The organism is Bradyrhizobium sp. PUT101 (genome assembly GCF_052043945.1).
GTDB lineage: Bacteria > Pseudomonadota > Alphaproteobacteria > Rhizobiales > Xanthobacteraceae > Bradyrhizobium.
Map to the genome: position 1 here is coordinate 6,915,086 of NZ_CP197207.1, position 15,687 is coordinate 6,930,772.

The window sequence follows — 15,687 nt, forward strand, 5'->3', positions numbered from 1 at the left end:
CGTCTTGTCAAAACGCACGAAACTGCGATCGGGCTTGCTGGGTGCGATCCGGGGCCATCTCGGCGGTTGGCCTCGTGACGCCGAATCGCCGCTCGAACTCGGCGACATTGACGACGCCACGGCGGTGGGTGCCGTCGCCGATCTTGCGGCTGCCGTCCCAGGCCTCGACCTCGAACAGGACGCTTCTGGCGTCGATCGCGACGACCCGTGCCGTCGCGCGCACCGTGCGGCCGACCGCTGTCGCGGCCAGATGGCGGATATTGACCATCATCCCGACGCTGACATGACCTGCGTGAAGGAACGGCTGAACCGCCGATCCGGCAGCCATTTCCATGTGCAGGATCATCATCGGCGTGCCGTAGACTTCAGGCATGCCCGGCACCACATGGCCGACGGTCATCTCGCTCGTGACGGTCACCAGTTTTTCGGCGGTCATGCCGGTCGTCACCTTCTCAAGCGGATTCATGACTCAATTCCGTCTCTGCCTCGGTCTTGGATGGGGTGGGTGTCTCGGCGGCCTGCGGCTTGCGCCCGGTGAACCAGTTGCCCAGCCGATCGAGATAGAGATAGACAACTGGCGTGGTGTAGAGCGTCAGGATCTGCGACAGCATCAGTCCGCCGACGATTGTGTAGCCGAGCGGCTGGCGCAGCTCCGCGCCGGTGCCGGAGCCGATCATCAGCGGCACGCCACCGAGCAGCGCAGCCATCGTGGTCATCAGGATCGGGCGGAAGCGCAGCGTGCAGGCCTGGTAGATTGCCTCCTCAGGGCTGAGCCCATGCCGGCGCTCCACTTCGAGGGCGAAATCGACCAGCATGATGCCGTTCTTCTTGACGATGCCGATCAGCAGGATGATTCCGATGATGGCAATGACGCTGAGGTCCATGTGGACCGCCAGCAGCAGCAGCAGCGCGCCGATACCCGCCGAGGGCAGCGTCGACAGGATCGTGATCGGATGGATCAGGCTCTCATAGAGGACGCCGAGAATGATGTAGATCACGATCAACGCGGCCCCGATCAACAGCGGCGTGCCGGACAGGGAGGACTGAAAGGCCTGGGCGTTGCCCTGGAACGAGGTCGACAGCGAGGCGGGCTTTCCCATGTCCTTCTCGATCTTCTGGATCGCCGTCACCGCATCGCCCAGCGCGACGCCTGGACGCAGGTTGAACGAGATCGTCACCGAGGGAAACAGGCTCTGGTGGTTGATCAGGATGGGCGCAGGCTTGATGACGGCATGGACCAGCGTGCTGAGCGGGACCTGCTGGCCGGAGGCCGAGTTCAGGTAGATGTCCTTGAGCGCTTCGGGCCCGTACTGGAAGCGCGGATCGACTTCCATCACGACGTGGTACTGGTTCAGCGAGGTGAACATGGTGGAGACGATGCGCTGGCCGAAAGCGTCGTCAAGCGCATTGTCGATCGTCGCGGGCAGGATGCCGAAGCTCGAGGCGACCTCGCGATTGACGGTGACCTCCAGCCGTGGGCCGGCATTGGCCTGGTCGCTTGCGACGTCGCTGATGAGGTCGAGCGCGCGGAGCTTTTCCAGGAAGATCGCCGACCAGTTGGTCAGCTCGTTGGAATCGGCATCCGTCAGGGTGTATTGATATTGTGTCTTCGACAAGCGTGCGCCGATCGTGATGTCTTGCGCCGCCTGCATGTAGAGCGTGATGCCCTGGATGCGGGCGAGTCGCGGGCGCAGCCGGTTGATCACCTGATCGGCGCTCGCCTTGCGCTCCGGCTTCGGCTTCAGCACAATGAAGATGCGTCCCTGGTTGAGCGTCGCGGTCGGTCCGCCCGGACCGATATAGCTCGCCACCGACTGGATCGCGGGATCCTTTGAGAGGATGTCCACGATCGCCTGCTGTCGTTCCGACATCGCGGGGAAGGAGATGTCCTGGGCAGCCTCGGTGATGCCGACGATCTGTCCGGTGTCCTGTTGCGGAAAGAAACCCTTCGGGATGATCACGTAGAGGTAGCCGGTCAACGCGACGGTCGAGAGCATGACGAGCAGCGTCGCGAAGCGATGCCGCAGCACCACACGCAAGCCCCGCGCGTAGAGCGCAAGCAGGGCATCGAAGCCGCGTTCGAACAGGAGATAGATCCGGCCGTGCTTCCTTCGCGAATCGTCCTTCAGAAGGCGCGCGCACATCATGGGCGTCAGGGTGAGCGAGATGACCAACGACAGCAGTAGCGCGGCGGTGATGGTGACGGCGAATTCCTGGAATAGCTTGCCGACGTAGCCGCCCATCAGGAAGAGCGGAATGAACACCGCGATCAGCGAAAGCGTGATGGAGACGATCGTGAAGCCGATCTCGGCGGAGCCCTTGAGTGCGGCCTCCAGCGGCGTCATGCCCTGTTCGAGATGGCGCACGATGTTCTCGATGACCACGACGGCGTCGTCCACCACGAAGCCGACCGCGATCGACAGTGCCATCAGCGAGAGGTTGTCGAGGCTGTAGCCAAGCACATAGAGCACCGCGAACGTTCCGATCAACGCCAGGGGAACAGTGATCGCGGGAATGACGGTGGCCCAGAAATTCCGCAGGAACAGGAATATGACCATCACCACCAGGGCGACCGTCAGGATCAGCGTGAATTGAACGTCGGAGATCGCGGCGCGAATGGTGGCGGTGCGATCGGCGGCAATCGTCACCTTGATCGCCGGCGGAACGGAAGCCTGCAGCTGCGGCAGCAGCTTCTTGATCCGGTCGACGGTTTCGATCACGTTGGCGCCGGGCACGCGCTGGACTGCCAGAATGATGGCGCGCTCTTTGCCGTACCAGCCGGCCAGGAGGTCGTTTTCCGGCGCCTCGATCGCAGTGCCGATATCGCGGATTCGCACCGGCGAGCCGTTGCGATAGGCGATGATGAGGTTTTCATAGGCGGAGGGCTTCAGCAGCTGATCGTTGGTGTTCAGCGTGTAGGTGACGCGCGGGCTGTTGAGCGTGCCCTTGGGCAGGTCGACATTGGCGCCGGCGATCACGTTGCGAACGTCTTCGAGGCCGATGCCACGGGCAGCAAGCGCCTGCGGATTGACGCGAACACGGATCGCCGGCTTCTGCTGGCCGCCGATGCCGACGAGCCCGACACCGGGCACCTGCGAAATTTTCGGCAACAGGATATTTTCCGCATAGGCATCGACCGTGGTCAGCGGCAGCGAGTCCGACGTCAGCGCGATCAGCATGATCGGCGTCTCCGCCGGATTCACCTTCCTGATCGTCGGCGGGTAGGGGATGTTCGGCGGCAGGAAGGGGCTGGCGGCATTGATCGCGGCCAGCACGTCCACCGCCGCGCTGTCCACCGTCCGCGACAGTTCGAATTGCACGGTGAGCTGGGCCACGCCGAGCGCACTGGACGAGGTGAGCTGGGTGATGCCGGGGATCTGGCTGAGCTGCTGCTCGAGCGGTGTGGCGAGCGACGAAGCAATGGTGCCCGGATCGGCGCCGGGCAGTTGCGCCGAGATCTGGATCGTCGGGTAATTGACGTTCGGCAGCGCACCGACCGGCAGCAGTGGATAAGCCGCAAGGCCGCACAGCAGCAGGCCGGCCATCAGCAGGGCGGTTGCGATCGGTCGCAGGATGAATGGCGCCGAGAGGTTCATGGGATCGCGTCCTGCACGGCGCTCTGCAGGTCGGCTTCCTGCGCAGCTTTGCCATGCAGTTCCCGGACGCGGCTGCCTTCCGTCAGCCGATACTGGCCGTCGACCACGACCACGTCACCTGACTTCAGCCCCTGGTCGATCAGAGCTTGACCATCACTGATCTGTGCGACGTGAACGGGGCGCAAGGCCGCCGTCTGGCCGTCGGTCACGACATAGACATAGCTGCCGTTTGGTCCCTGCTGCACGGCCGAGCCCGCGACAGTGAGCGCGTCCTTCTGAATCTCGAGCAGCAGGCGCGCGTTCACAAGCTGGCCCGGCCACAGGCGGTGCTCACGATTCGGAAACACCGCCTTGAGCTGGACCGTACCGGTCGTTCCTGCGATCTCGTTGTTGACCAGCAGCAGCGTGCCCTCGTCGAGCTTCATCTTGTTGTCCTGGCTGTAGGCAATGACCTTCAGCGATCCCTTTGCAGCGTGCTCCTGGATTACGGGCAGGTCGGTCTGCGGCAGGGTGAACAGCAGCGAGATCGGTTCGATCTGGGTGACGACGACGAGGCCATTGGGATCGGTCGGATGGATCACGTTGCCGACATCGATCTGGCGGACGCCCGTGATGCCGGGAATGGCCGACGTCAGGCGCGTGTAGCTGAGCTGGACGTTGGCCTGATCAATCTGCGCCTGGTCGGCCTTGACGGCGGCCTTGAGCTGCGCCACCTGCGCCGTCTGCGTCTCGATCAATTGCGGGGTCGCGTAGCCCTTGTCGCCGAGCTGATTGTAGCGTGAGAGATTGGCCTCGGCGTTCACGAGTTGCGCCTGGTCCCTGTCGCGGTTGGCTGTCAGCTGCTCGATCTGTGCCTCGTAAGGACGAGGATCGATCTGGGCGAGCAGGTCGCCGGCCTTGACGGTCTGTCCCTCGGTGAAGGCAATCTTGACGATCTGCCCCTGAATCTGACTGCGCACGACGTCGGTGTTGTACGCGATCACGGTGCCGATGCCGCGCAAGTAGATCGGGACGTCCTTGCCGGTGACGGTGGCTGCGACGACCGGCACGGCAGCGGGCACCGGCGCGGCTGCCACGGCCGGCCTGTGGTCGGTGCCGAAGAACCAGAGGCCTGCGCCGATCAGGATCGCGGCGAGAGCAACCAGCGCAATGGTGAGGTTCCGTTTCACGGTGATGGTCCTTCTTGATCTCAGGGATTGCCGGAAACGCTGACTGAACTCGTGCTGCCCATGGAGGTAGGACCGGGCACCGGCAGGGACGGGCTGATTCCGGCGCCGCCGAGCTCGGTGGATCCGAGCGGAATTCCGACGCGTCCGACCGCCGATGTCGAGGGAGGCAGGGCCGATTGGGTCGTCGTGTCGTTGGGGCAGCCGAGTGACGGGCTTCCGGAGAGCCCGCCGCCGTCAAACAGGGCTCCCGACGATCCGGTATTGCCTGATAGGGGGCAGTTCGTCATTGCTTGCGAAGGATTGATCGGGGATACGCCGGGCGTGGCGATTTCGGTCGAGCCCAGCGGAATGCCTTCAGGCCGCGTGGCGCTCAGGTTGAGCGGCGAGGTTGCAGACATGCCGACAGGGGGCAGCGTCGTCGGCAGCGTCATCTGCGCATTTGCCGCGGCCGGGATCAGCCATATCAGGCTGGTTGCGAGCGCCACGCCCAGATGCATCGATGCAAATCGGCGGCATCTGAACCTATTCAAGGAGAGCTGTTCTCGCATGGGCTGCTCCGGATCCTTTCATTTGTGCGGGACGATAGGGAGCGGCCGGCGTGCCGGTATTCCCTGAACGCACGTCCCGCTGTCTGGCCGCACGATCGCCTTCGGGATCATTGGGGCCGCTTCCGAAGCAGTCGCTTTGCCTCGGACAGCTCCCGGCGGCACGTGGCGATGTCGCTGGAACGGCTCGCGGCGCGTGCGCGGTCGAGGGCATCGAGCGCGAGCCGAAGGTGCACTCCGCTCGCGCCTTCCGCCTGTGCCAGCGACCGCGGCGTCGGCTGATGACCGCGCAAGGCGTCGAGGCTCTCCGGACTCCAGCCATGTGCGCCGGCATTCTTCTCAATCGCGGCGTCCAGCTGTGCCTGGACACGCCCGACCGAATCCTCGCAGGACGCAGCACGAGCCGGGGATGCCGCCTGCAGGAGGAATATAGTGGCGGCTGAAATCCGGATGAGTGAATTCGATGTCATTGTCGATCCTCTCGTGTCGGTAGCGGACGTCTGTCGCGAATGACAGGACCGATACGCGCTGTCTTTCGCTTGCGAACGTCGGCTGCTTTGCATGTGCACGAGATCGTGCCATCAGAGAAACCGGAGCATGAGCTGGATCAGAGCTGTGGCCGATAACTCCCGGCGTGCGAAGTGGCAAGGGCCGTTGTTTGCCGAAATACGCAGGCAAGCGGCCAACGTATTGTCGCATCGTTCCAACCCGGAGTGATCCCGACATGAAACACCTCAACGCAGGTCTCGCCTTTGCTGCAGCCCTTTCCCTGTTCGCGAGCGTCGCCCCGGCGCGTGCGGACCCCCTTAAGAACATCGTCCTGGTGCACGGCGCCTGGGTGGATGCATCGGGCTGGAAGCCGGTCTACGAAATCCTGACCAGGGAAGGCTTCCGCGTGACCATGGTGCAGGAGCCGGAAACGTCCTTCGCCGACGACGTCACGGCGGCGAAGCGGATTCTTGATCTCCAGGATGGTCCGACACTCCTCGTCGGCCACAGCTATGGCGGCTCGATCATCACCGAGGCCGGCGTCCATCCCAAAGTCGCAGGCCTTGTCTACGTCGCCGCGCACGCCCCCGACGTCGGCGAGGATGAATCGGCGCTGGGCAAGAAGACGCCGAGCGTGCTTGGAAAGACCGAGGGCGTCATCAAGGTCACGCCGGACAAGTTCACCTATCTCGATCCCGTGCAGTTCCCGAAACTGTTCGCGCCCGATCTGCCGCGTGAGCGCGCCGAGTTCGTGGCACGCTCCCAGGTCCTGGCCGCGGCACAGGTGTTCAGCACCCCACTGACGGCGGCCGCGTGGAAGACCAAGCCGAGCTGGGGCATCGTTGCTGGCAGCGACCAGATCATCAATCCCGATCTGGAGCGCTGGTACTACGAGCGTGCCAAGAGCCATACCACGGTGATCCCGGGCGCGAGCCACTCGGTCTACGAGTCACATCCCAAGGAAGTGGCGGCTGTCATCACGCGCGCAGCGCGCAGCATCGATCAACCGGTCACCCGCTGAGGCCGCATCTTGCCGGTCCTGACGCACGGCCGGCGGAAGGAGGGCCGGCGGGAGAGGCAGCACTCCCGCCGGCCTGACTGCCCATCCGGAATGTTCAATCAACCTGATCGAGACGATCAGCACCAATCGCGGACCGGACCGTGACGGTGATGCGCGCCAAGGAGCAGAGGCCATGACGAGCTGGCAGAACAACCGCGCTAGGCGTGATGCCCGCATCGCTGCAGGTGCCGAGCTTGCCCGCGGCAAAGTCGTCGAAGCGGGCAATGCCACGCGCCTGCTCGAGGCTGTGATCCGGCCGGGCGATCGGATCTGCCTGGAAGGCGACAACCAGAAGCAGGCCGATCTGCTCAGTCGCGCGCTGCTCGCGGTCGATCTCTCCAGGGTCAACGACCTGCACATGGTGCAGTCGGGCGTCGTTCTTCCGGAACATCTGGATCTGTTCGACCGCGGCGTCGCGAAGCGGCTGGACTATGCCTATTCCGGGCCGCAATCGGCCCGCATCGCGCGCATGCTGTTCGGCGGCAAGATCGAGCTGGGCGCGGTCCACACCTATCTCGAACTGTTCGCGCGCTACTTCATCGACTTGACGCCGCACGTCGCGCTGATCGCTGCCGTCAGCGCCGACCATGACGGAAATCTCTACACCGGTCCGAACACCGAGGACACGCCGACCGTGGTGGAGGCAACGGCCTTCAAGGACGGCATCGTGATCGCCCAGGTCAACGAGATCGTCGAGCAGGTTCCCCGGGTCGACATCCCGGCGGATCGCGTCCACTTCGTCGTCAAGTCCGACAAGCCGTTCTTCGTCGAGCCGCTGTTCACGCGCGATCCGGCCGCGATCACCGAGGGACAGATCCTGACCGCGATGCTCGCGATCAAGGGTATCTATGCTCCCTATGGCGTGCAGCGGCTCAATCACGGCATCGGCTTCAGTACGGCCGCGATCGAGCTCCTGCTGCCGACCTTCGGCGAGCGGCTTGGCCTCAAAGGCAAAATCGCGACCCATTTTGCTTTGAACCCGCATCCCGCACTCATTCCCGCGATCGAATCCGGCTGGGTCCGCCAGATCCACTCGTTCGGTTCGGAGGTCGGCATGGATGACTACATCCGCGCCCGATCCGACGTCTACTTCACCGGCCCCGACGGCTCGCTGCGCTCCAACCGCGCCTTTTGCCAGACCGCCGGGCTCTATGCCTGCGACATGTTCATCGGCTCCACCTTGCAGATCGATCTGCAGGGAAATTCGTCGACCGTCACCACCTCCCGCATCGCCGGGTTCGGCGGTGCACCGAACATGGGAGCGGATGCGCGCGGCCGGCGTCATCCGAGCGAGCCCTGGTTGAAAGCCGGAGCGGAGGCTGATCCTGATGGCTCCTCCCTGATGCGCCGCGGCCGCAAACTGGTGGTGCAGATCGGCGAGACGTTCGGAGACAACAACGTACCGCTGTTCGTCGAGAAGCTCGATGCCATCGAACTTGCGGAGAAGCTGGAGCTCGAGCTCGCGCCGATCATGATCTATGGCGACGACGTCACGCACGTCGTCACCGAGGAGGGCGTGGCCAACCTCCTGCTGTGCCGTACCGCGGAGGAGCGTGAGCAGGCCATTCGCGGCGTTGCCGGCTACACCGATGTCGGCCGTCGGCGGGATCACGGCATGGTCACGCACTTGCGCGAACGCGGGGTGATCCGCCGCCCGGAGGATATCGGCATCAATCCGCTCGATGCGGATCGCAGCCTGCTCGCAGCGCGCTCCATCAAGGATCTCGTGCGCTGGTCCGGCGGACTCTACGCGCCGCCGTCGAAATTCAGGAACTGGTGAGGAGGGGTCATGGAAGATCTTAGGTTTGAGCACAGCGTTCGCACCAGGGCCGGCGGCACCAGGCAGAGCGCGATCGTCGGCGTTGTCGCCTCGGGCAATCTGGAGGTGCTGGTGGAACGCGTCCTGCCGGATGCGGAATGCGCCATCGAGATCAGGACCGCGGCGGTTGGCTTCGGCGAGGTCTGGACCGCTGTAATCGGCGATTTCGTCGAGCGCTATTCGCCCGGCGGGCTGAGATTCTCGATCAACGATGGCGGCGCGCGCCCCGATACGGTCTCGCTTCGGTTGGCGCAGGCGGTGCGATCGATCACGGAGAACGGCCAATGACCGCACCACTCAAGGACATCACACCGGCCGAGCGCGCCCGCAGCACCAGCTTCTACGAAGCGTCGGCCCGCACGCGGCTGGAGTTGCTGCTCGACGCCGGCAGCTTCGTCGAGTTCATCGGTCCGGAGCAGCGCGAGGTCAGTCCGCATCTGAAGATTTTTGATCTGCCCGAGCAGTTCGACGACGGCATCGTCGTCGGCCATGGCCGCCTCGATGGCTCGCCGGTGTTCGTCGTCGCACAGGAGGGACGTTTCATGGGCGGCGCATTCGGCGAGGTGCACGGCGCCAAGCTGACCGGGTTGCTCCGCGCGGCGCGCCAGATCGCCTCGGTCCCGGTCCTGATCCTGTTCGACACCGGCGGCGTCCGGTTGCAGGAAGCCAATGCCGGCGAGCTCGCCATTGCCGAGATCATGCGCGCGGTGATGGAGGCGCGCAGCGCCGGCGTGAAGGTGATAGGCCTGATCGGCGGCCGGTCCGGATGTTACGGCGGAGGTGGATTGATCGCAGGCTGCTGTTCGGCGCTCGCCGTGTCTGAACCCGGGCGCATTGCGGTGTCCGGCCCCGAAGTCATCGAGACCAATCGCGGCGTCGAGGAGTTCGACTCCCGCGACCGCGCGCTGGTCTGGCGCACCATGGGCGGTAAGCATCGCCGGCTGCTCGGCGCCGCCGACGTCTTTGCCGATGACAACGTGCAGGATTTTCGCGAGGCCGCGCTGGAACTGCTGGGTCTGATCGGACCTTTCGGCCTCGACAGCTTGAAGGCAGAGCAGGAGCGGCTTGCCGACCGGCTAAGCCGCTACGGTGCCTGCTTGGATGCCGTCGACATCTGGGCGGCGCAAGGCATCGCGCATGCTGAAACGGTTCCGGAGTTGCCGGCCGAACAGTTCATTACGCTCGCCGACAGGATCGGGAGGACCAGCCGTGACGCTCGATGACATTCTCGCCTCACTCTTCCCCGACGGCCATGAGATCAAGAACGACAAAGGCGTCCTTCTCGGCTCGGCGACGCTGCGACGCGGCGACAAAATGCTCGTCCTTGGTGTCGCGGATCGAACCGCACTGGGCGTCGACGAGGCGATCAGATTGTCCGGCCATCTCCTGGCGTCGATCGGCCGGGACTCTGGTCCGATCCTGGTGCTCGTCGACAGCGACAGCCAACGCATGAGCAAGCGCGACGAGTTGCTTGGGCTGAACGAATTCCTCGCGCATCTGGCGAAGGTGTTGATCCACGCGGACATGAACGGCCGCCCGACTATCGGCCTGCTCTACGGCCACTCGGCGGCGGGCGCTCTGCTTGCGACGGGACTTGCAACTCGCGTGCTTGTCGGATTGCCCGGTGCACACCCCGCGGTGATGGATCTGCCGTCGATGGCGAAGGTCACCAAGCTGTCGATGGAAGCGCTTGAGGAGAAGGCGAAGTCGACGCCGGTGTTCGCGCCGGGGCTGTCCAATCTCATGCAGATGGGCGCGGTTCACATGACATGGAGCGATGCCGCCTCGCTTGCCGATCAGCTGGAGGCGCTGCTGGCTGACATGCCGGCCGGGCGAGACCAACGGGATGCGCTCGGTAAGGCGCGCGGTGGCAGGCTGAAAGCCGCTGATATTGCGGAGCGTGTTCGTGACCTGGCCCTGCAAGCACGGTGAGCGTTCACCGGGTCGTCATGACCTCGTCTTCGTCAGCCCGGCAGGGTGGCGCGCGATGCTGGAAGCGCGCAGCGATCTCGCTACCGACGTGTTGGTCGCACGTTGGTCCAGAATGGGCTGGCCGGCGATCAGGCGGCGCGCCCTGCCATGCGAGGAAGCCGGTCTTGCTTTGGGCCTGCCCTTGCCGCCCTCGGCCGGCAAGAAGCGGATCTCCCTCCTGGTTGATATCGGCCAGGTCGCCTCGGTCGCGAGGCCGCCGTCGCTGCGGCAGGCGCGGGCTTACGCACCGCGCAACTGGTGGCCGACGCTCGATCGGCTCGACCGGTTGGAGCTTCGTCACTCGGTGGACGCGCGCGTCTTCGGCAGCCTGGCCTGGCAATCGCTGACCGGGCTCGACTACGTGACAGACCGATCGGACCTCGATGTGCTGTTCGAGTTTCGCCGTGAAACCGACGTCGATCGCTTCGTCGCCGATGTGGCTGCGATCGAGATCGAGGCGCCGATGCGGCTAGATGGTGAACTCATGCGCGCCGATGGTGCTGCCGTGAACTGGCGCGAGCTCCACGGTGGCGCGCGCGAGCTTCTGGTGAAGAGCATCGAGAGCGTGATCCTGCTCGACAGGAATCGATTCATTTCGGGAGCGAGGGGATCATGATCACCGCGGCTGTACGAGGTTTGGAGAGGTCGGTTCCGCGTCGGGCACGCATCGCGCCCGACGTTTCCGCCATCGGCGCCATCGCCGCCCGCTGCCTCGTCGAGGAGCTGGAGACCTGGCCGAAGCCGGGGCTCGTAAGTCATATCGACAATGGCAGTCACGTTGATATGGATGCCGGCACGTTCCGTCGCAGCGCCGCGGCCATCAAGCCCCATCTTCAGCGCCTAGCCGATGCGGGCGCGCGCGGTTGCGGCATGGGGCGGCTGCGGATCATCGGCCTCGAGGCCGAGCGCGCGATGTTTGCAGCGACCTCGGGCGTCAACACGCATCGCGGCGCCATCTTCGGACTCGGCCTGTTGTGTGCGGCGGCCGGTGCGAGGGCCGGCGGGTTGGTCGAGCCCGAGCTTTCGCTTGGCGAGGTCGTGAGGCGCCTTTGGGGCGAGAGCATCCTCGACGGTCCGGTGCTGTTGCACAGCCACGGCAGCGTGGCCCGCCGCCGTTTTCATGCCGGCGGTGCGCGTACCGAGGCCGCGAACGGATTTCCCAGCATCTACCTGGTCGGATTGCCGGCGCTGCGCAGAGCGACGCATGCCGAGCCGGAAGATACGGAAGCCGCCCGGGTCGAGGCATGTTTTGCCCTGATCGCCTCCGTAGAAGACACCAACCTCCTGCATCGCGGTGGGGTCGACGGCCTTCGCTTTGCGCATGATGCGGCGCGCCGCTTCATCGACGCCGGCGGCGTCAGCGCGCCTGGTTGGCGTACGCTGGCGCAATTGATCCATGACAGCTTCGTCGCCCGTCGGCTCAGCCCGGGTGGATCGGCCGATCTGCTTGCGATGACGCTCTTTGTCGACGCCCATGAAAGCCCATGCCGATGATGTCCAATGCAATCCTGATGGCGCTCGTGCCGGTTTTCTTCGTTCTGTTGCTGGGATACGCCGCCGGCAAACTTCATGTCGTCGACAATCTCCATGTCGACGCTCTCAACGCGCTGGTGATGGATTTTGCACTGCCCGCTTCGCTGTTCGCCGCGACCGCCTCAGCGTCGCGCCGTGAGATGATCGAGCAGGTCCCGCTCTTCCTGGTGCTCGGCGTCACGATGCTGCTGCTCTATCTTGCCTGGTATTTCGCCGCACGTCGGCTCTCCAAGCTTTCCCAGTCCGAGGCGTCCCTGCAGGCGCTGACGATTGGCTTCCCGAATCTCGCCGGGGTGGGTCTTCCGATCATGACCTCAGTCGTGGGGCCAACCGGCGCCGTTCCGGTTGCCGTTGCATTGGCGGCGGGCTCGATCCTCATCAGCCCATTGACTCTGATCGTAGCGGAGATGGGTGCCGCCAAGGCTCGTGGCGAAGAAATGGCGGCGCGGCAGGTCCTGACGGCAATTCGGCGCGCGATCACCAAGCCGGTGGTGCTCGCGCCCGCGCTCGGCATCGTATTCTCGTTGTCGGATGTGAGCCTCGACGCGCTGGCTCATGCGAGCCTCGCGCTGATCGGAAGTTCGGCTGCCGGCGTCGCCCTGTTCCTCACCGGAGCCATTCTGTCGGCGCAATCGTTTCGGCTGGATTGGAAGATCAGCGCTGCAACGGTGGCCTCGGACATCGTCCGCCCGTTGTTGGCTGTCGCGGTCATTCTCGTCCTTCCGATCGCGCAGGATGCAGCGAAGACGGCCATTCTGCTCGCCGCCGTGCCGTCGGGCTTTTTCGGGATTTTGTTCGCGGTCAACTACCGGCTGGATTCCGCAAGGGTTGGATCCATGGTTATCGCCAGCACCGCATTCAGCGTCCCGACGCTGGCGATTGTGATCGCGCTGCTCTTTCCACACTAGGGCGCGACCATGACATTGGCGATCCTTTGTTCGGGGCAAGGCAGGCAGCATCGGGACATGTTCGCCCTCACGGGCGGCGCGCCGGAGGCCGCGCACCTGTTTGCGCACGCGGCGGCATTGCTCGGTGGCAGGGATCCACGCGATTTCGTCCGCGACGAAGCCGATGAGGCTCTGCACCGCAACCGTGGCGGCCAGATTCTCTGCACCTTGCATCCGCTCGCTGCGGCGTGTGCGCTCGCAGATGTCATTCCGCGTGGCGTCATCATTGCCGGCTATAGTGTCGGCGAAGTCGCGGCCTGGGGTGTCGGCGGCTTGTTCGATGCGACCGCAACGCTCGATCTGGTGGTGCGCCGCGCAGAGGCCATGGATGCGGCCACGCGCGCCGGTGACGGACTGATCTTCGTCCGCGGTCCTTCCCGGGACGAGGTCGATCGCCTTTGCGAGCGTCACGGCACGGCGGTTGCCATCGTCAATCCGGGCGATGCCTTTGTCGTTGGCGGCGGTCGTGAGGCGCTAGGCGAGTTTGCCCGAGACGCGCGGGCGATGCACGCAAGGATCGTCGCGCTGCCGGTTGAGGTCGCCTCCCACACCGAACGGCTCGCCGTGGCGTCTGCCGTCTTTCGTGAGACCTTGCGCGAGGCATCGGTGATATTCCCGCCGAGGAGCGGTGCGCGCATTCTGAGCGGAATCGATGCCGCTCCGGTCGTCTCGCGCGAGACTGGTCTCGACAAACTCGCAGCGCAGATCTCGCAGACCGTGCAATGGGCCGATTGCCTGCAAGCCTGTGTCGAAGCGGGCGCGACGGGGTTTCTCGAACTCGGGCCGGGACATGCGCTGAGCGGCATGGTTGCGGACATCGCGCCCGGACTTCCGGCGCACGCGCTGGATGATTTCAGGAGCCTTGAGGGTGTCCGCACCTGGCTCACGCGTCAGGTCAGCCTCTAGCTAGCGCCGGCAAGTCCCGATCGGGACGATGCCCTCAATCGCGCTTTGTGCTGTCGAAAAAAGGGGGCCGTCCCTTGGGGGAGGACGGCCCCTAGAATGCTCGTATGCCTAGGGAGGAGGGAGGCTCGAGCCGTGACTTGGGGGTCTCAGTCACTTAACATGCACACCATCGCCGATCCCGCAGCGAGAGTATTTCATAAACCCCCGCCGCTTCTCATTTCGCATGATTTACGAGGGGCCCGTGCGCAGCACGCGAGATGGGGCCTTTGCGTGCCGACGTCAGTCCGCCGCCTGAGAACTTGGACGAGGCCCGACGTGTTCCGGATGGCGCTGCGCCAGCGCGCACGTGTCAGGGCAGGCGTGGCGAGGCGCCGATGCCGGGTGTCAGGCCGGGTGCGATCGTCTCTGCCGGCGGAACCGCGGGCTCGCGCGTATAGGGAAGTGCTTCCACCTCGGGGCCCTGCTGTGATGTCGCCTTCAGGCAGTCCGGACGAGGCGGGCGGCCTGCGCCGAACAGATCGGAGACGGGATCGACGAAGTTCGCGCGGAACCGGTCGAGCCAGGTTTGGCCCTCGTCCCCGGCGGGCTGCCGGATCGTAACCGTCGCTGTCATGCCGGAGACGAGCGGCACATCGGGTGGCACGGTGTCGATGGCGAGGCGAACCGGTACGCGTTGCGCGAGCCGCACCCAGGTGTAGATCGGGTCCACGGCGGGCAGGCCCTGTGTGCCTGCGGCGGCGTTCGACACGCTGATGCCGCGCGTCACGGTCTTCACATGTCCCAGTATCGGCTTGGGATAGCCGATCAGTTGTGCTTCGGCGCGATCGCCGATGCAAACCCGCGCCATCTTGGTTTCCTCGAAATAGCCGTCGATCCAGAAACTGTTGGAATCGATCACGGAAACGTTGCTGACGCCGGTGACGGCATAGTCTCCCGCACGTAACAAGAGGTTGGTGACGTAGCCATCGACGGGACTGACCACGCTCGTGCGCTTCAGGTTCAGCTCCGCCTGCGCGAGCTGGTGCGCCGCAGCCTCGTAGGCAGCTTTCGCCTGCGCCGCGTTGCCTGCATAGATTTGCTGTTCTTCGGGCGTCGTCGCAAGATCGGACAGGTGCTGCCGGCGGTGGAACTCGGCCTGCTTCACCACGAGGTCCGCCGCCCGCTGGTCGACCAGAGCCTTGCCAACCCGGACGGCCACCTGGAAGTCGAACGGATCGATCACGTAGAGGACGTCGCCCTTGTGGACGAACTGGTTGTCGGCCACCCGAAGCTCCACGATCTTGCCTGCCACCTGCGGCGCCACGTTGGCGACCTGGACGCGGACGCTGCCGTTCCGTGTCCAGGGCGCGGTGACGTAGTGCTGCCAGGTCGCCGCCGCTATGAGAACTGCGACAAGTGCGATGCCGAGAGTCGCAAGGTGCTTGCCGGCACCGCGCATGAAACGGCCGACCGCTTGGCGCAGTGGCCTCGTGGCGGGCGTCGCCCAGGCCGAAGGTCTGATGCTGTCCAGTGTCCGATCGCTGGTGTCGCGCGCCACGGTCTCCGGCGCGTTTGAACCGTCCACGGAGTCCGCGGCAACGACCGGTGCTTCGGCTGGGGCATCGCCATGAAGCGGGGTGACGTCCCGAGGCAGGGTAGCTTCCATGGCACTT

15 protein-coding genes are annotated in these 15,687 nt (G+C 64.9%); 9 read left to right on the forward strand and 6 right to left on the reverse strand.

Translation table 11 applies throughout. The features are described 5' to 3' along the window. Nucleotides 1–7 precede the first annotated feature (7 nt). The 5 genes from ACSHT2_RS32915 to ACSHT2_RS32935 all read right to left on the reverse strand — a co-directional run bounded on the left by ACSHT2_RS32915 (nt 8) and on the right by ACSHT2_RS32935 (nt 5,780). A complete protein-coding gene (locus ACSHT2_RS32915) occupies nt 8–466 on the reverse strand; it encodes a thioesterase family protein (RefSeq protein WP_440639142.1) in 459 nt (152 codons plus the stop codon). Next, nucleotides 453–3,596 (reverse strand): efflux RND transporter permease subunit, encoded by a 3,144-nt coding sequence (locus tag ACSHT2_RS32920; RefSeq protein WP_440639144.1) that lies wholly within the window; start codon nt 3,594–3,596, stop codon nt 453–455. The genes ACSHT2_RS32915 and ACSHT2_RS32920 overlap by 14 nt, the downstream gene beginning before the upstream one ends. Next, on the reverse strand, nt 3,593–4,765 hold the full coding sequence (locus ACSHT2_RS32925) for an efflux RND transporter periplasmic adaptor subunit (RefSeq protein WP_440639146.1): 1,173 nt from the start codon (nt 4,763–4,765) through the stop codon (nt 3,593–3,595). The genes ACSHT2_RS32920 and ACSHT2_RS32925 overlap by 4 nt, the downstream gene beginning before the upstream one ends. Before the next feature lie 20 nt (nt 4,766–4,785). Further along, entirely contained in the window at nt 4,786–5,262 is a 477-nt protein-coding gene (locus tag ACSHT2_RS32930) for a hypothetical protein (protein ID WP_440639147.1), read from the reverse strand. Between the two features lie 158 nt (nt 5,263–5,420). Continuing rightward, the gene (locus ACSHT2_RS32935) at nt 5,421–5,780 is read right to left on the reverse strand and encodes a hypothetical protein (protein ID WP_440639148.1); all 360 of its coding nucleotides are present in this window, start codon (nt 5,778–5,780) and stop codon (nt 5,421–5,423) included. A gap of 254 nt (nt 5,781–6,034) precedes the next feature. On the opposite strand from ACSHT2_RS32935, the gene ACSHT2_RS32940 reads away from it, so the two are divergent. The 9 genes from ACSHT2_RS32940 (at nt 6,035) to ACSHT2_RS32980 (ending at nt 14,035) form a co-directional block, all read left to right on the forward strand. Then, entirely contained in the window at nt 6,035–6,820 is a 786-nt protein-coding gene (locus ACSHT2_RS32940) for an alpha/beta hydrolase (protein ID WP_440639149.1), read from the forward strand. Between the two features lie 172 nt (nt 6,821–6,992). Beyond that, entirely contained in the window at nt 6,993–8,639 is a 1,647-nt protein-coding gene (gene mdcA, locus ACSHT2_RS32945; protein ID WP_440639151.1) for a malonate decarboxylase subunit alpha, read from the forward strand. Between the two features lie 9 nt (nt 8,640–8,648). Continuing rightward, nucleotides 8,649–8,966 carry a malonate decarboxylase acyl carrier protein gene (gene mdcC, locus ACSHT2_RS32950; RefSeq protein WP_319326233.1) on the forward strand — a complete coding sequence of 106 codons (318 nt, stop codon included), beginning with the start codon at nt 8,649–8,651 and terminating at the stop codon, nt 8,964–8,966. Next, complete coding sequence (locus tag ACSHT2_RS32955; protein WP_440639152.1) at nt 8,963–9,901, forward strand: biotin-independent malonate decarboxylase subunit beta; 939 nt, start codon at nt 8,963–8,965, stop codon at nt 9,899–9,901. The genes mdcC and ACSHT2_RS32955 overlap by 4 nt, the downstream gene beginning before the upstream one ends. After that, nucleotides 9,888–10,610 carry a biotin-independent malonate decarboxylase subunit gamma gene (gene mdcE / locus ACSHT2_RS32960; RefSeq protein WP_440639153.1) on the forward strand — a complete coding sequence of 241 codons (723 nt, stop codon included), beginning with the start codon at nt 9,888–9,890 and terminating at the stop codon, nt 10,608–10,610. The genes ACSHT2_RS32955 and mdcE overlap by 14 nt, the downstream gene beginning before the upstream one ends. Beyond that, nucleotides 10,585–11,265, forward strand: coding sequence for a malonate decarboxylase holo-[acyl-carrier-protein] synthase (gene mdcG / locus ACSHT2_RS32965; protein ID WP_440639155.1), 681 nt, complete (start codon nt 10,585–10,587; stop codon nt 11,263–11,265). The genes mdcE and mdcG overlap by 26 nt, the downstream gene beginning before the upstream one ends. Then, entirely contained in the window at nt 11,262–12,143 is an 882-nt protein-coding gene (mdcB, locus tag ACSHT2_RS32970) for a triphosphoribosyl-dephospho-CoA synthase MdcB (protein ID WP_440639156.1), read from the forward strand. The genes mdcG and mdcB overlap by 4 nt, the downstream gene beginning before the upstream one ends. Next, nucleotides 12,140–13,090, forward strand: a complete 951-nt coding sequence (locus ACSHT2_RS32975) for an AEC family transporter (protein ID WP_440642980.1) — start codon at nt 12,140–12,142, stop codon at nt 13,088–13,090. Before mdcB ends, ACSHT2_RS32975 begins: the two co-directional genes overlap by 4 nt. Before the next feature lie 9 nt (nt 13,091–13,099). Further along, complete coding sequence (locus ACSHT2_RS32980; protein WP_440639157.1) at nt 13,100–14,035, forward strand: ACP S-malonyltransferase; 936 nt, start codon at nt 13,100–13,102, stop codon at nt 14,033–14,035. 349 nt (nt 14,036–14,384) lie between these two features. Here the strand turns inward: ACSHT2_RS32980 and ACSHT2_RS32985 are convergent, their stop codons facing one another. Then, entirely contained in the window at nt 14,385–15,680 is a 1,296-nt protein-coding gene (locus ACSHT2_RS32985) for a biotin/lipoyl-binding protein (RefSeq protein ID WP_440639159.1), read from the reverse strand. Nucleotides 15,681–15,687: the final 7 nt, after the last annotated feature.

Excerpts from the sequence above, each read along its gene's own strand:
- ACSHT2_RS32915 (WP_440639142.1), bottom strand. The coding sequence starts at position 466 with ATGAATCCGCTTGAGAAGGTGACGACCGGCATGACCGCCGAAAAACTG.
- ACSHT2_RS32920 (WP_440639144.1), bottom strand. The coding sequence starts at position 3,596 with ATGAACCTCTCGGCGCCATTCATCCTGCGACCGATCGCAACCGCCCTG.
- ACSHT2_RS32930 (WP_440639147.1), bottom strand. The coding sequence starts at position 5,262 with ATGCATCTGGGCGTGGCGCTCGCAACCAGCCTGATATGGCTGATCCCG.
- ACSHT2_RS32935 (WP_440639148.1), bottom strand. The coding sequence starts at position 5,780 with ATGACATCGAATTCACTCATCCGGATTTCAGCCGCCACTATATTCCTC.
- ACSHT2_RS32940 (WP_440639149.1), top strand. The coding sequence starts at position 6,035 with ATGAAACACCTCAACGCAGGTCTCGCCTTTGCTGCAGCCCTTTCCCTG.
- mdcA (WP_440639151.1), top strand. The coding sequence starts at position 6,993 with ATGACGAGCTGGCAGAACAACCGCGCTAGGCGTGATGCCCGCATCGCT.
- mdcC (WP_319326233.1), top strand. The coding sequence starts at position 8,649 with ATGGAAGATCTTAGGTTTGAGCACAGCGTTCGCACCAGGGCCGGCGGC.
- ACSHT2_RS32955 (WP_440639152.1), top strand. The coding sequence starts at position 8,963 with ATGACCGCACCACTCAAGGACATCACACCGGCCGAGCGCGCCCGCAGC.
- mdcB (WP_440639156.1), top strand. The coding sequence starts at position 11,262 with ATGATCACCGCGGCTGTACGAGGTTTGGAGAGGTCGGTTCCGCGTCGG.
- ACSHT2_RS32975 (WP_440642980.1), top strand. The coding sequence starts at position 12,140 with ATGATGTCCAATGCAATCCTGATGGCGCTCGTGCCGGTTTTCTTCGTT.
- ACSHT2_RS32980 (WP_440639157.1), top strand. The coding sequence starts at position 13,100 with ATGACATTGGCGATCCTTTGTTCGGGGCAAGGCAGGCAGCATCGGGAC.
- ACSHT2_RS32985 (WP_440639159.1), bottom strand. The coding sequence starts at position 15,680 with ATGGAAGCTACCCTGCCTCGGGACGTCACCCCGCTTCATGGCGATGCC.